Annotated in this window: 14 protein-coding genes and 1 pseudogene; 7 read left to right on the top strand and 8 right to left on the bottom strand. The window is 63.5% G+C overall.

What is annotated here, in order from left to right:
• Positions 1–3: 3 nt before the first annotated feature.
• Positions 4–678, bottom strand: a complete 675-nt coding sequence (locus tag C1M53_RS03705) for an HAD family phosphatase (protein ID WP_129411007.1) — start codon at positions 676–678, stop codon at positions 4–6.
• 70 nt (positions 679–748) lie between these two features.
• Positions 749–1,390 (bottom strand): hypothetical protein, encoded by a 642-nt coding sequence (locus C1M53_RS03700; RefSeq protein WP_129411006.1) that lies wholly within the window; start codon positions 1,388–1,390, stop codon positions 749–751.
• A 268-nt stretch (positions 1,391–1,658) separates the two neighbouring features.
• On the opposite strand from C1M53_RS03700, the gene C1M53_RS03695 reads away from it, so the two are divergent.
• The 5 genes and pseudogenes from C1M53_RS03695 (at position 1,659) to ptsP (ending at position 6,412) form a co-directional block, all read left to right on the top strand.
• Complete coding sequence (locus C1M53_RS03695; RefSeq protein ID WP_129411005.1) at positions 1,659–2,096, top strand: transcriptional regulator GutM; 438 nt, start codon at positions 1,659–1,661, stop codon at positions 2,094–2,096.
• A gap of 52 nt (positions 2,097–2,148) precedes the next feature.
• Positions 2,149–2,910 carry a PTS glucitol/sorbitol transporter subunit IIC gene (locus C1M53_RS03690; RefSeq protein ID WP_101937913.1) on the top strand — a complete coding sequence of 254 codons (762 nt, stop codon included), beginning with the start codon at positions 2,149–2,151 and terminating at the stop codon, positions 2,908–2,910.
• Positions 2,911–2,925: 15 nt separating this feature from the next.
• Positions 2,926–3,932: pseudogene (locus C1M53_RS03685) on the top strand (PTS glucitol/sorbitol transporter subunit IIB).
• A gap of 25 nt (positions 3,933–3,957) precedes the next feature.
• Positions 3,958–4,338, top strand: coding sequence for a PTS glucitol/sorbitol transporter subunit IIA (locus C1M53_RS03680; RefSeq protein ID WP_129411004.1), 381 nt, complete (start codon positions 3,958–3,960; stop codon positions 4,336–4,338).
• A 97-nt stretch (positions 4,339–4,435) separates the two neighbouring features.
• Positions 4,436–6,412, top strand: coding sequence for a phosphoenolpyruvate--protein phosphotransferase (gene ptsP / locus C1M53_RS03675; protein WP_129411003.1), 1,977 nt, complete (start codon positions 4,436–4,438; stop codon positions 6,410–6,412).
• A 170-nt stretch (positions 6,413–6,582) separates the two neighbouring features.
• Here ptsP and C1M53_RS03670 read toward each other — a convergent pair whose 3' ends face one another.
• A complete protein-coding gene (locus C1M53_RS03670; RefSeq protein ID WP_129411002.1) occupies positions 6,583–7,377 on the bottom strand; it encodes a hypothetical protein in 795 nt (264 codons plus the stop codon).
• 149 nt (positions 7,378–7,526) lie between these two features.
• On the opposite strand from C1M53_RS03670, the gene C1M53_RS03665 reads away from it, so the two are divergent.
• Positions 7,527–8,549, top strand: coding sequence for a sugar-binding transcriptional regulator (locus C1M53_RS03665; protein WP_129411001.1), 1,023 nt, complete (start codon positions 7,527–7,529; stop codon positions 8,547–8,549).
• A 216-nt stretch (positions 8,550–8,765) separates the two neighbouring features.
• Here C1M53_RS03665 and C1M53_RS03660 read toward each other — a convergent pair whose 3' ends face one another.
• Positions 8,766–9,761 (bottom strand): AraC family transcriptional regulator, encoded by a 996-nt coding sequence (locus tag C1M53_RS03660; RefSeq protein WP_129411000.1) that lies wholly within the window; start codon positions 9,759–9,761, stop codon positions 8,766–8,768.
• A 74-nt stretch (positions 9,762–9,835) separates the two neighbouring features.
• On the opposite strand from C1M53_RS03660, the gene C1M53_RS03655 reads away from it, so the two are divergent.
• Positions 9,836–11,047 (top strand): MFS transporter, encoded by a 1,212-nt coding sequence (locus C1M53_RS03655; RefSeq protein ID WP_129410999.1) that lies wholly within the window; start codon positions 9,836–9,838, stop codon positions 11,045–11,047.
• A gap of 102 nt (positions 11,048–11,149) precedes the next feature.
• Here the strand turns inward: C1M53_RS03655 and C1M53_RS03650 are convergent, their stop codons facing one another.
• The 4 genes from C1M53_RS03650 to C1M53_RS03635 all read right to left on the bottom strand — a co-directional run bounded on the left by C1M53_RS03650 (position 11,150) and on the right by C1M53_RS03635 (position 14,337).
• A complete protein-coding gene (locus tag C1M53_RS03650) occupies positions 11,150–12,073 on the bottom strand; it encodes an energy transducer TonB (protein WP_129410998.1) in 924 nt (307 codons plus the stop codon).
• Positions 12,070–12,525 (bottom strand): TonB system transport protein ExbD, encoded by a 456-nt coding sequence (gene exbD / locus C1M53_RS03645; protein ID WP_129410997.1) that lies wholly within the window; start codon positions 12,523–12,525, stop codon positions 12,070–12,072. The genes C1M53_RS03650 and exbD overlap by 4 nt, the downstream gene beginning before the upstream one ends.
• 10 nt (positions 12,526–12,535) lie before the next feature.
• Positions 12,536–13,648: a tonB-system energizer ExbB gene (exbB, locus tag C1M53_RS03640; protein WP_129416008.1), complete on the bottom strand. Its 1,113-nt coding sequence runs from the start codon at positions 13,646–13,648 to the stop codon at positions 12,536–12,538.
• Between the two features lie 194 nt (positions 13,649–13,842).
• Complete coding sequence (locus tag C1M53_RS03635) at positions 13,843–14,337, bottom strand: Lrp/AsnC family transcriptional regulator (protein ID WP_129410996.1); 495 nt, start codon at positions 14,335–14,337, stop codon at positions 13,843–13,845.
• Between the last annotated feature and the right edge of the window lie 53 nt (positions 14,338–14,390).

The following is a 14,390-nucleotide window of genomic DNA, read 5'->3' as shown; positions in this document are numbered from 1 at the left end:
TCTTTAGAGTCGGAAGCCGAGCCCGCTCAGCCTGTCGGAGATTTCCCGCCAGTTCGCACACGCTGCATGGGCGCCTTTCGCCCTCAGCCGCTCGCCATGGCCGGCATAGGTATGGCCGCCTCCTGTGTAGCCGATTGCCGTCATGCCGGCGGCAACGGCGCCCTCGACGCCGAAAGGCGAGTCCTCGATGACCACGCAGTTCGCGGGATCCGCGCCCATCTTCTCGGCGGCGTAGAGGAAGATGTCCGGAGCCGGTTTGCCGCGCTTCACCATGGAGGAAGAGAAGATCGCGTCGCCGAAATGCGGTGCGAGGCCGGTGACGTCGAGGCTGTGGTGGATGCGTTGCAACGACGATGAAGAGGCGACGCAGCGACCCGCCTCCAGCGTGCGCAGAAATGACCCTATACCGGTGGTCGGATTGAGCTTCTCGCTGAAAAGGTCGCGGGTCACCGTCCACAAGTCGCCCTCCTGCTCGGGTTGCAGGTGATGGCCGGTCAGTTCCTTGATGCGGATGATGATGTCGGCCTGCTTCATGCCGACGCATTGGGCGATGATGTCCGCACCGACGCCGCTCATGCCGTGTTTTTCGTAGACGCGCTCATAGGCTTCCGCGGCCAGCGGTTCGCTGTCCACCAGGACGCCGTCGCAATCGAAGATGATCAACTGTTGTGCCGCCACGCCATGCCCCGAATGTCCGATAATTTTGGCACATCGCTATCGGCAAAGAGACGAATGTTCAAGAAGGCGATCAGGCCTGATGCCCAACTTTCCGCTGGTCTGTCGTTTCAAGCGCGTCCTGCATCGCCTGTCTCGACTGTGCGCTGTCGGGCACGATCCAGTTCGGCTCGGCGCCCAGGAAGCGGTCGAGGAAGGCCACTGCATAGGCGGGCATCTCGGTGACGTTCTCACGGTAGGACCACCAGGTGCGCAGGTCGTCGGCGCACTGGTCGATGGTCGGCGCATGACCGAACTCCTGTTCGTATACGGCCGCGATCGCCGCTACGCAGTAGTTGGTATAGAGAAAACCTTCCGGCCAAAATTGCACGATCTCGGCCATGCCGGCCTCGGCGGGCGGCAGGTCCGGGCGCGGCCCGTTGCCCATCGCCTTGGCTGGCTCCTGACGGATCAGTTCGCGCAGCACGAGGCCGGCGGCGAAGATGATGAAATCGGCGCGGTTGACCTCGGCAAAACGCTTCTGCGCTTCCATGATCTCGATCCAGTCGAGGAAAGCCCTGGTCAGCCGTGTTTCGTCGATGTCGAACCGAAGACCGTAGGTCGCCTCCACGGATCGTGCGCTCGCGCGGAATGTCGCCCTGAACCACCGCAGGCGCCGCAGCTGGTGGCGAAGATCCGGCATCAGGGCCAGTTCGTCTTTGAATCGCAGATCCATGACACTTCCTTTGAAGCCGACTTTAAAGCGTTTCCGTTTTCGCGGAAACGCTCTCATTTTGTTTTACGCAGTTCCAGGGAAACCGCCGCCCACTCCTGGAACCGCGAGCACAGGCGTCGTCACCACCAAATGCGGTGGATCAATCGTTTCCAAGGTTCGTCTGAAAATCATACATATTGACATCCAAGAAAACAAATGTTCTCTAACTTTCGTCTTGGTACTGTCATGAAGTCATGGCGGCGCCAGGGGCTTGGGAGGAGATATCCTGATGGCAATCTGGCAGTGGGCACTGCTCGCGCTTGCGCTCGTCTGGGGGCTGCAGTCCCTCGGCGTCTGGCTGCAGATGCGGCACTATTCCGACGTCTTCAAAGGCATCACCAACAAATACGCCGACGGCTTCGTCGGTGCCGGAAATTATCGCGGCCGCTTTGCCAAGGGCATCATCGTCCTGATGGTGGTGACGCCTGATCTCGTCGTGCGCCGCCTGCTTGTCATGAGCGGCCGTTCGGTGTTCGCCAAGTTCAGGCGACTTGAAGAATTCGAGGGCGTTGCCCTCGATCGTATCCGGTCCAATCCTACGATCATGGGAGAGGGGGAACCCGGTGTGGCCGAGGCCGTGAAGCGGGCGATCGAACAGATCGACCGGGCACGGCTGGAGCCGGGAAAGAAGCCGGGTCTGACCGGCTTGAAGACAGTCAGCGCATAAAACAAACGCCGCTGCCGTAGGGGACAGACGGCGGACGGCCCAAGGAGGAGATATGTCTGTAATTTCATTGTTGGCGCAGCACGCCGACATGGCCGTCCAGCACCTGCACGCAGCAGGCGCGGTCGTCCAGGATGCTGCCTTGCACGGCAAGCTTGCCGTTTCTCATGCCAGCGACAATCTTGTCGTCCTGGCGCAGGCCGACAGCGGCCCGATCACCGTCGAACAGTTCAAGGAGAAGCTGAACGAAGTCGCCAAGGAAGAGCAGCTCGGCTGGCTGACCGCCATCGGCAAGTATTTCATAGGCATCTTCCAGAAGGGTGGCGAGGTCTTCGCCGGCTTCGTCACTGGCATCATCCCGACATTGGTGGTGCTGATGACGGCGTTCTACGCCATCACGGAACTGGTCGGCGAGGAGCGCGTGCACGGCCTTGCCCGCGGCGCCGGCCGCATCGCGCTCACCCGCTACACGGTGCTGCCGCTGCTCGCCGTCTTCTTCCTCACCAATCCGATGGCCTATACCTTCGGTTCCTTCCTCGAAGAGAAGCACAAGCCGGCCTTCTATGACGCGGCCGTATCCTACGTGCATCCGCCGCTCGGCCTGTTCCCGCACATCAATCCCGGCGAATATTTCGTCTGGGGCGGCGTGCTGGTCGCGCTGCTCGAGCTGGAGAAGAAGGGCGTGGTCGTTGCCGGCTACCACATCAAGGTGGCCATCTGGTACGCCATCGTCGGTCTCGTCGTGATCCTGCTCAAGGGCATGCTGACCGAACGCATCACCGCCATCATGGCACGCCGTCAGGGCGTCGAGCTGTAAGGGGCGGGAAACATCATGGCAAAGACCTACAAGGCCGTAAAAATCTCCAAGGGCTCCGGGGGCTGGGGCGGCCCGCTCGTCATCGAGCCGACCGCGCAGCGCAACAAGGTGGTCTCCGTCACCGGCGGCGGCATTCATCCGATCGCACAGCAGATCGCCGAGATGACCGGGGCTGAAGCCGTCGATGGCTTCAAATCGCCGCCCATCGAAGGCGAAATGGCTGTCGTCGTCGTCGACTGCGGCGGCACCGCACGTTGCGGCGTCTATCCCCGCAAGCGCATCCCGACCGTCAACGTCACACCGGTCGGCCAGTCCGGGCCTCTCGCCCAGTTCATCCTGGAAGACATCTATGTTTCGGGCGTCAAGCCGGCCAACATCGTCATGGCCGACGGCTCGGAGACGATAACCACTCGGGGGGAGCAGCGGCAATGAGTTCAAGCAACAGCAATTCGCCGTCGGCGCCGGCCCAGCCGCTGCCGAGCGAAGGCGGGATGATCGGGCTGATTTCGTCGATCGGCCGCGTCATGGGTCGTGTCGTCGGCATCTTCTTCAACGCCGGCCGCCGCACCATCGACCAGGTGATCCGCAACGTTCTGCCCTTCATGGCCTTCGTGACCATGCTGATCGGCCTGATCCTCTACACCGGCATCGGCGACGTGCTGGCGCAGCCGATGGGCCCGCTGGCTAATAATATCGTCGGCCTGCTGATCATCTCGGCGATCTGTGGCCTGCCGTTCCTCTCGCCCATCCTAGGGCCGGGCGCGGTCATCGCCCAGGTCATCGGTGTCGCCATCATCGGCCCGCAGATCGCCAACGGCACCATCTCGCCGGCGATGGCGCTGCCGGCGCTGTTTGCCTACAACACCCAGGTCGGCTGCGACTTCGTCCCGGTCGGTCTGGCGCTTGGCGAAGCCAAGCCCAAGACGATCGAGATCGGTGTGCCGGCGGTGCTCATCAGCCGCCAGATCATGGGTCCCGTGTCCGTGCTTCTTGCATGGGTAGTCAGTCTGCTGGTCCTGTAACGACAAGAAGGAGATTCGCCGCATCATGACGGTTCTGTTGGAAACGCGGGTAACCGCAGTTGGACCCGAAGTGGCGGATCTCGCCGAGGGTGGTGTGGTCATCCTGTTCGCGGATGGCTCGCCGCCGGAACTCGCCGAGGTTTCGGTGATGCACAAGGCCGTACAGGGCCCCAGCGACGGCGCGCCGCAAGTCGGCGCGTCGATCGCCATCGGCGCGGTGTCGGCAACGATCACCGCAATCGGCTCCAGCGCATGGAGCAAGGTGCGCGAGATCGGCCATGTCGTCATCTCGTTCAACGGTGCGACGGAAGCGGAGCGTCCTGGCGAAATCTGCGCCAGCGCCGTCGACACAGGTGACCTCGTCCAGGCCCTCAGGCAGGACGCATTGATCACCATCGCCGCCTGAAATCCCTGGCGCCGCGGCCTCTGCGCAAGGCCACGGCGCTTTCTTTTCGATTGCGCCCCTTCCGGGATCGGCCGGAATATCTGATAGGATTGCCCGTATGGAACGCTCGACCATCGTCAGAGTGCATGAAGGTTTGCACGCCCGCCCCGCGACCCGCTTCGTGCGGCTCGCCAAGAGTTTCGAGTCCGAAGTCGAAATCGTGAAGGCGGGCAAGTCGGTGAGCGCCAAGAGCTCGGTCAAGCTGATGCTCCTGGGCGTCAAGGAGAACCAGGAAGTCACTGTGCGTGCCAATGGCGCCGACGCTGCCGAAGCAGTCGAGGCGCTGATCGGCTATCTGGAGAATCCGCGCGCCGGGCTCGACGAAGACGATGCCACTGGTGAGCACAAGGAAACCAATGGCGAGGCCCCCAAGCCAGTCGCGGTAACCCTTGCCCCGGAGGCCGAGCCATCAGGTGGTCTGCGTGGTATCGCGGCCAGCGAGGGCGTTGCCGTCGGTCCTGCCTTCGCGCATTTCCCGCCAGAAATCCGCCCGCAGGCGCGCACGCTGACCGCCGAAGAAGCCGAGGCCGAGATCGTGCGTTTCGGTCATGCCGTCGCTGCCGTGCAGGCCCGCATGGACAAGGCGCTGGCCAGCGAAAGCCTGGCCGGCGGTGATCGTGGCATCGTCGCTGCCCTGCGTGATCTCGCCGCCGACGACACGTTGATCGGTGAAGCCGAAGCGATGATCCGGGCCGGTACCGATGCGGTCGCCTCCGTCATCGCCACCGCCGCCAGGCTTGCCGCCGAGTTCGGTTCTGTCGAAGACCCATATCTCAATGCCCGCGCCGACGACGTCCAGGCGGTCGGCCGCCAGATCTGCCTCGCCTTGCTCGGCCAGGACGATATCAGCCTGGAGGATATTCCGCAGGGAGCCATCCTGATTGCCGACGACATTGGTGCATGGGACCTGTCGCGTGCGCCGCTGAAGCGCATTGGTGGCATCGTCTGCGGTCATGGCGGTGCGACCTCGCACATCGCCATCATTGCTCGCTCGCATGGCATTCCGGCGGTGCTGGGCCTTGGCGCCCGGGTTTCGGACCTGCGGGATGCGAAGGAAGTCGCGCTCGACGGCAACAGCGGCCTGGTTGTCGCCGATCCGGTCGCGGACGTGAAGGCCGACCATGTCCGTCGCATCGAGGAAGCCGCCAGGGAGCGCCACGCGCTCGACGTGTTCAAGGATGTGGTGCCGAAGCGTGCCGACGGCAAAGTCATCGAAGTGGCTGCCAACATCGGCTCGCTGGAAGAGATCGAAGCCGCGCAGGCTGCCGGCGCCATGGGTGTCGGCCTGTTCCGCACGGAACTTCTCTTCATGCGCCACATGCACCTGCCGTCAGAAGACATGCAGGCCGAGACCTATGCGGCACTGGCGCGGGCGTTTGCGCCGCATCCGGTCATCGTGCGCACGCTCGACATCGGTGGTGACAAGCCGGTGGCCGGCATCGAGTTCCCGGAGGAGGAAAACCCGTTCCTCGGCTGGCGCGGCATCCGCATGTGCCTCGACCGGCCGGACATCTTCAAGCCGCAGCTCAAGGCGCTGCTGCGTGCAGCCGTGCACGGCAACGTCAAGGTGATGCTGCCGATGGTGTCGGATATTGATGAGGTGCGGCGGGCGAGGGGGCTGGTCGACGAATGCGCCGCCGAATTGCAGCGTGACGGCGTGCCCTATGCCCACTTCCAGCTCGGCGTGATGATCGAGACGCCGGCGGCTGTGCTGATAGCTCCGCTGCTGGCGAAGGAAGTTTCCTTCTTCTCGATCGGCACCAACGACCTCACCCAATATGTCATGGCTGCCGACCGCCTCAACCCGACGGTGGCCGCCTTGAACGATGTCGCCAATCCGGCGGTGATGGCGGCGATCGAGATTACCGCGAAGGCCGGCGTCGAAGCCGGCATCATGGTCGGCATGTGCGGCGAGGCCGCCGCTCGTCCGGATCTGATTGCGGAATTCCTGCGTATGGGGCTGACCGAACTGTCGATGAGCCCGGCCTCGATCTCGCGCGCCAAGAAGCGCATCGTCGAGTTGGGCAAACAATAAACACTGAACTGTCGAGCAGCCGCATCGAAGCTGCTTTTCTCTCCCCGTGTACGGGGAGAGATGTTCGGCAGGACAGTGAGGGGCGGAGCCAACATTTGTCTGCTTCGTGCTGCCCCTTATCCGGCCCTTCGGGCCACCTTCTCCCCGTAAACGGGGTGAAGGAAGAGATCCTACAGCAGATGTGCCAGCAGCGTGGCAAACACCGTCGTCAGCTCGTCCAGCGGGTCGTTGCCGTTGCACGCCGCCAGGATGCGGTCGAACCTGGCGTCGGTGGCGAGCAAGGCGATCTCGAGCAGGTCTGGTTCGGGTTTCGAGCTGGTGTCGACGCTGGCAAGTCCGACCGCAAGCGCGACAGGCGCCAGGCAGGAGATCGCGAATGTGCGGCCCGAACGGACAGCCGTTGCCGCTGTCTCGCCTTGCCGCAACGGGTCGTGGTTGAGGAACTCCACCAACAATGCCGCGCTCAGCGCCGCGACCAATGCGACACGCCCTGCCCAGTCGCCTTCGCGGGTCAGCCTCTGAAAAAGCTCGGCATGCTGCCGCTCGACCGCCGTGTGCACGGCCGTGAAGTTCGCCTCGCGCACCCGCACGCCATCCGCCTTCCGTTCGGCGAGTACGGCCTTGGCCAGCGCGTACATGTCGCGCCGGAAGGCGCGTTCGCCGGCCAGCGCTGCATCGCCGGACGCGAAATACACACCAAGCGGCTTTGGCGTCAGCCCGCTCATACGGCCGCTGCGCTCGCGCGGCACCAGCGTTTCGGCCACCGACATCATGTCGTCGAAAGCACTTGCAGCATGACCGAGCAGTCCCTCGATCTCGCGGATCGGAAACGATGGACGAGCCTCTTCGCCCTGCCGCGCCTGCTGGGCTGGGCTGTCGTGCCGGTGCCTGCGGATCACGTGGCGAACGTCGCGCAAACGGTCCTTCAGGTTGACGCGGACCTCTTCGGAGATTTCACGCAGCATCGTCTGTTCTCTGCTTCCTATCTGCCGGGTATAGGCGGCATGGCCGTATCAGCCAATTGTTTATATCGTGCAGGACCGGTCAAAAGACGATAGTGGCCATATGACGAATCGGGAACGGTTCGGTTGCAGTGCTTACGGGGAGGGATGCAGTGGCAAGAAAGCCGCAGCGGCAGGCGGGGACAACGGAGGGCGGAGCCGGCGAGAACGGGACGGTTGCAGCGGAAAGCAAGGCCGATCGCCTGCGTATCCGTGCCGCCTGGATGTATTTCATCGAACAGATGACCCAGAACGAGATCGCCGACGTGCTTGGTGTCGGCCGCGTCACCGTCGTGCGGATGCTGGCCGAGGCGCGCGCCCGTAACGAGGTCAAGATCGCCATCGAAAGCGAACTGTCCGAGATCGTGCGGCTGGAGCGGGCCTTGGAAAGGACCTTCGGCCTGGAACAGGCACTCGTCGCGCCGCTCTCCAGCGCGGATTCCGACCCGATCCCCGGTATCGCCGCCAAGACGGGCGCCTATCTTTCGGAAGCGATGCGATCCGGCATGCGTGTCGGCGTCGGCTGGGGGCGCACACTGTTCTCGACCTTGCCCTTTATCGGCGCCAAATCGCTGAACGACTTCAAGGTCATCTCGCTGCTCGGCGGCGTCGGTGTCGCGCGCCGCTACAATCCGGCCGAATTCGCCTGGCGCTTCGCCCAGGTCTTCCAGGGCGACGGCTATCTGATTCCGGCGCCTGCCGTGGTCGACAGCGTCGAGACCAAGGTGGCGCTGGTGGAGCGCTGCGGTCTGGAAGAGATCTTCGAGATGGCCGATGCGCTGGATGCCGTGCTTTTGTCGATCGGCGGCATCGCTTCAGCAACGACCTTCTATCGCGGAGGGTTTCTGAAGGAGGCAGACCGCGAAGCGCTCGTCGCACGCGGCGCCGTCGGCGATCTCCTGTTCCATTTCTTCAACCGCAATGGCGACCTTGTCGAGCATCCGGTCAATGATCGCGTGATGTCGGTGGAAGTCGATCGCCTGCGCCGGGCGCCCCTGCGCATCCTCACCTCGGGTGGACAGGAGAAGATCGAGGCGCTGCTCGGCGCCATGCATCTCGTCAAGCCGACGGTGCTGATCACCGACGAGGAAAGCGCACGGCGTATGCTGGATGCACAGGGCGGCGCCGTCGGCTGACAGCACCGGCGCGCCAGCGCTCCTAGCTGGGCGGCATTCGCCGCCGGGCGTGCGCCCCAACAAAAGTGTTGGAGCAACCTTTGCACGTCTAAAAGGACGCGCGGCGTCCCAGAGCATTTTGTAGCCAAGTGGAAGCACTTGGCGTTACAAGAATGCAGCGAAAACAAAAACTCAGATCGTTTCCGCGTTTCCGTGAAAAACGGAAACGCTCTAATGTCAGATGTTCGGGACTTCGATGTGGTCCTCGCCGCGGAAATGGCTCGGCGGCGCGCCGATCACCCGCTTGAAGGCGCGGCTGAAGGCGGCTTCCGATTCGTAGCCGAGCCGGTTGGCGACGACCGCGATCCTCAGCCGGTCATGCGTCAGCCATTGCCTGGCCTGGTGCATGCGAACCTGGGTGACGTACCTGGCCGGCGTCTCGCCGACGGTCGAAGCAAACCGTTCGGCAAAGCCCGAGCGCGAGGCGCCCATGCTGCGTGCCAGCGTCTCGACGCTCCAGTCGCGGTTCGGTTCGAGATGAATTGCAGCAAGCACCTTGCCGAGCTCGCGATCGCGGACCGCCGCGATCCAGCCCTTGGAATCACCGCAACCGCGCTCCACCCATGAGCGGATGATCGAGGCGGCCAGCACGTCCGCCAGCCGGGCGACGATTCCGGCGGAGCCGACGCGTTCCATCTTGATCTCGCGCGCCATCGCTTCCAGCAAATGCGGGATGCTTGGCTCGTGTTCTTCCAGGCCGTGCGTGCGCATCACATCCGGCATCATGCCGAGCAGCGGGTGCAGGCTGTCGAGGTTGAAGTACATGGTGCCACAGAACAGCAGCGTGCCCGGTACACAGCTTTCTGCCTCTGTCTCCGTCCTCATGCAGTAGACGTTCTTGCAGATCTCGGTGACTTCATAGCCCTTGAACTGCGTGGTCGGCACGTCCGGCGAACTGGCCAGCGCGTGTGGCGCGCCGCGTGGCACCAGCACGGCATCGCCGGCCTTCATCTCGAACCAGTCGCCATTGGGCATGCGCATCCAGCAAGCCTTCTGGCCGACGAAATAAAAGCGGGCAGCGTCCTGTGCCGGGAACTCCAGTCCCCACGGCTCCTTCATCTCGCAGCGGCCGTACTGCACGCCGTCGAGGCGCAGTCCGCGCAGGATGTCGGTCAGCGGATCTCCGGTCGGAGAGACCGACGGTGACGAATTTTTGGACGAACGATCAAGCATAATGGTGTTTCTAACATGGAAACTCCAGGCGGTCACCTCCATTTGTTGCACTGCAACCAATTCGGAGACTGACCATGACCGACCCCGCGACAGCGGCGCTGGACGCGCCCGCATTGTCTTCTGTCGAGGAGCGTGCCGATCCGGCCTGGGGAGCCGTCGTCTCACTGGCGCTCGGCGTGTTCGGGCTTGTGACAGCTGAATTCCTTCCGGCCAGCCTGCTCACCCCGATGGCGCAAGACCTCGGCGTCAGTGAAGGCGCTGCCGGCCAGGCCGTAACCGCCACGGCGATCGTCGGTGCCATCGCTGCGCCCACCATGGCGATCATCACCCGCCGTCTCGACCGCAAGATCCTGATGTGGGTGCTGACCTTCCTGCTCATCGTCTCGAGCCTCATCGCCGCCTTCGCGTCCTCGCTGGGCATGCTGCTGGCAGCGCGTGTCGTCCTCGGTGTCGCGCTCGGCGGTTTCTGGGCGATGTCGGGCGCCATGACCATGCGCCTGGTGCCCGTGCGGTTGCTGCCGCGAGCCATGTCGATCATTCTCGGCGGCGTTTCGGTGGCCACCGTCTGCGCCGCCCCGGTCGGGGCCTATGTCGGTGATATCTGGGGCTGGCGCACCGCTTTCCTGATCGCAGCCATCGTCGGCGCCGTCACGCTGCTGGCGCAGGTCGCCACGCTTCCCAGCCTGCCGCCTTCCGGTATTGCCAGCCTGCGCACCCTGTTGGATGTCGCCCGGCGCCCGGCCATCCAGGTCGGCCTGCTCTTCATCCTGTTCATCGCGTCCGGTCATTTCGCCGGCTTCACCTATGTCCGCGCTTTCCTCGAGCAGGTGCCGGTGCTGACTGTCGAGAACATCTCGCTGGTGCTGCTTGCCTTCGGCATCGGTGGCTTCATCGGCAATCTCGTCGGTGGCTTCATCGTCGAACGTAGCCTGAAGCTTGCCGCCGGCCTGTCGCCCTTGCTGATCGCGATCTCGACGCTGGTTCTGCTTGTCTTCGGTGCCTCGCCGATGACCTCGGCCATCGCCGTCACGGCATGGGGTTTCGCCTTCGGCGCCATCCCGGTTTCGGTGCAGACCTGGATGTTGCGCGCCGCGCCCGACCAGGCTGAAAGTGCCGGTGGCCTCATGGTCACGGCCTTCCAGGTGGCGATTGCGACAGGCGCTGTCGTCGGCGGTCTTCTGGTCGACAACATCGGTGTTGCCAGCGCCTTCGCCTATGCTGGCATCGCGACGTTGCTGGCGGCAGTGACGGCTTTCCTGCTCGGACCGAAGACGGCAAAAGCTTGAGATCGCAGCGAGATCCGATTTCACCGTTAGAGCAGCTCTGAAAACGAAATCGGCGCGGATTCAAATCCGCGCCGTCTTCATTTCCGGGAAGATGCCGATCTGTCAGCGTGAGCCGACCGGGAGAACGAGGAACCGGGTTGTAACCGAAGGTGGAGGTGTGGGAATCGGCGATGCCCGTCGGATCATTGTGACTGCCGCATCATCGAGAGCCTTGTCTCCCGAGGATCGGGTAAGGGCAACAGACAGGATTGTGCCATTGGAATCGAAGGTAAACCGTACCGTGGCATCGCCGCCCCCACGCCGGCCCAAGCTCACTGAACGCCTGTAGCGGAGGATATGTGCGCCAACTTTGCTGGTCCACTGCGATGGCGTGACTGAACTGCCCGTGGTGCCGCTGCTGCCACCCGCCTTCGGGATGTTGGTACCGTCCCGGGCAGCTTTCTGTTGCGCGAGCGAATTGACCGGCTTCTTCTTTTCGACTTTCTCGGGCTTTTCGGTCTTGGCTTCCTCTACGGGCTCAGGCTTCTTCTTTTTGACCGGCTTCTTCTTCTCAACCGGCTTCACCACCGGTTTCGGCTTCTCAGTCTCGGGGCGTGGTTCGGGAATAGCCATCGCGACTTCGGGCAGTGGCGCTTCAACGAGGTCCGGAACGACTTCCTCGGCGACTTCAGGCTTCGGCGCTTCTATCTCCGGTTCCGGTTCCGTTACCTCTTCGACAGGTTTCGCGACCTCTTCTTCGACAGGGTCTATCTGCTCGTTGATTTCCTGTGGTGTCTCCGACACGTTGTCGATCGGGTCGGCCGTATCGAGCGGTACCGTGTCGGCATTGATGACCATTGGTGGCAGGTCGAGCATGATGGCGGGAGGGGCCGCAGGTGGCGGTGTGCTTTCCGATCCACTCCTGCCCAGATACCAGCCGCCGCCGGCGTGAAGTGAAGCAACGATAAATGCAGCGCCCGACCACAGCGCCAGTTCGCGGCGGCTGAAGCCGCCGAACAGGCCGCCTTGTGCCGTTGCGGCTGTCACTGCGCCGCTCCCGCCGCAGGCGTTGTCGTTGGAACCGTTTCCAGCCCGACCAGCGCGACCTTGAGGTAGCCCACGCCGCGCATCAGGTTCATCACCTCCATCAGCTCGCCATAGGCGACGCCACGGTCGGCGCGCAGGAAGATGCGCTTCTGCTTGTCACCCTTGGCGATCGTGTCCAGTTGCTGCTGGAAGGCGGACCGGTCCACAGTCTGCTGGCCGATTGCCAGGCTGAGGTCGTCCTTCAGCGTGACGTAGAGCGGCTCTTCAGGCTTGGGTGCGGGCCTCGCTGTGGAAGCTGGCAGGTCGACATTGATGTCGACTGTCGCCAGCGGTGCGGCGACCATGAAGATGATGAGCAGGACCAGCATGACGTCGATGAACGGCGTCACGTTGATCTCATGGTTCTCCTGCATATCGTCGTCATCGAACGATTGCTTGATGCCGCCAGCCATCGCGCTTCTCCTAGACGGCTACCGCGGGTGCCTGATGGCCATTTGTGGGCCTGGCGGCAGGTGTTGAGACATGCGAACGCGCCGTGGCATGGACCGAAGAAACACGATCGAGGTCACGGCTGACAAGGCGCTGCACACCGGCAGCAGCATCGGCAAGCCCCTGGCGATAACCAGTGATGGAGCGGGCGAAGACGTTGTAGATCACCACCGCCGGGATGGCGGCGATCAGGCCGACGGCGGTGGCGAGCAGCGCTTCGGCGATGCCGGGCGCGACGACGGCAAGGTTGGTGGTCTGCGCCTCGGAGATGCCGATGAAGGAGTTCATGATGCCCCACACCGTGCCGAACAGGCCGACGAAGGGGGCGGTCGAGCCGATCGTGGCAAGCACACCGGTGCCGCGGCTCAGCCGCCGACCGGCCTGAGCCTGGATGCGCATCAGGCGCGATTCCACACGTTCCTTCACGCCGGCGGCATCGTAGCCGCCATCGTCCTGGCGCGACATTTCCAGTTCTTCGGCAGCGGCCCGCACCAGCACGCCGCCAATGCCTGCACCCTTGCCGAGCGCCTGCGTCGCGTCGTCGAGCCGGCGTGCGCCGGTGATGCCGCGCAAGGCCTTGGCCAGGCGCGCCTTGGAGCCTGCGATTTCCAGCGACTTGGCAAGCCACACCGTCCAGGTCACCAGCGACGCGAAGGCGAGGCCGATCATAACTCCCTTCACCACCCAGTCCGCGCTCATGAACATGCCCCAGGGGGACAGATTGTGCGGCAGGGTTGCCTTGGCGATCGAGGGTGCTTCTGCAGCGTTCGGTGCGCCAGGCGCTGGGGCGATTTCAGTAGGCACAGGCTGGGCCGACATCGCAGGTGCCGGCTGAGTTGCCGGAGCCGGTGCGGGCTGGGCCGCGGGAGCCGTCGCTCCACCTTGCGCTGAATTCGTGTCTGGCGCAGATGGCGCCGTGTTCTCTCCGGTGGGCGCCACAACTGGCGCACTGCTTTCAACCGGGGTCGTCTGTTGTGCCAGCGCCGGAGCGACGTTCACTGCAATCAGGCTGGCAACAGCAACAATGCGGGCGGCTTGGCCGAATGGGTTCTTCCGACTTGTCCGGTTCGCGACGTCGGGGCGCATATCGTCTTGCAAGGTCTCGTCTCCACTTTACGGAGCCGAGACGATCCGGCGGTTTGATGATGATCCACTCAGGTCTCGGCTCATACGAGCGAGAGCGACCTACCATTGTTGAGTATGATTATCAAGAATTTGCGACTTCAATTTGCGTATCTTTTACCCAGGCAATTTCGAGCCGCATCGGCAGATAGCTAGCGTCATGCCTTGCCTGCGTCCGTCAACGGCACGGTGAGCCCGACCTTGACGCGGTCCATCGCGACGAAGGTGCGGAATTTCTTGACGTTGTTGTTGGAGAAGAACAGCCGGCGCGTCAGGGCCTCGTAGTCGGCCATCGTGCCCACGACGATGATGAGGATGAAATCAGCTTCGCCGGTCACATAGTAGCATTGCTGCACTTCCGGCGCGGCGGAAAACTCGCGCTTGGCGGCGTCGAGCAGTTCGGCGGTCTCGCTGACCACCTCCACCTCCACGAAGATGGTGATGGCCTGTCCGACCTTGGCGGGGTCGACAATGGCGACGTTGGCCGCGATGACGCCGGCCTCTTCAAGACGCCGGATGCGCCGTTGCACGGCGGGGGCGGAGAGGTTGACCGCTTCGCCCACCAGCCGTTGCGGCGTCGCGTTGTCCTTCTGCAGGATGGCGAGGATCGCCAGGTCGAAACTGTCGAGTTCGATTGCCGGTTTCGCCACCATGCTGCCTCATGAAACAAACTTGCGCGGATCGCGGCGGAATACAGCGCAATTTG

This window comes from Mesorhizobium sp. Pch-S (assembly GCF_004136315.1).
GTDB lineage: Bacteria > Pseudomonadota > Alphaproteobacteria > Rhizobiales > Rhizobiaceae > Mesorhizobium.
This window is presented reverse-complemented; position numbering and strand designations above follow the sequence as displayed.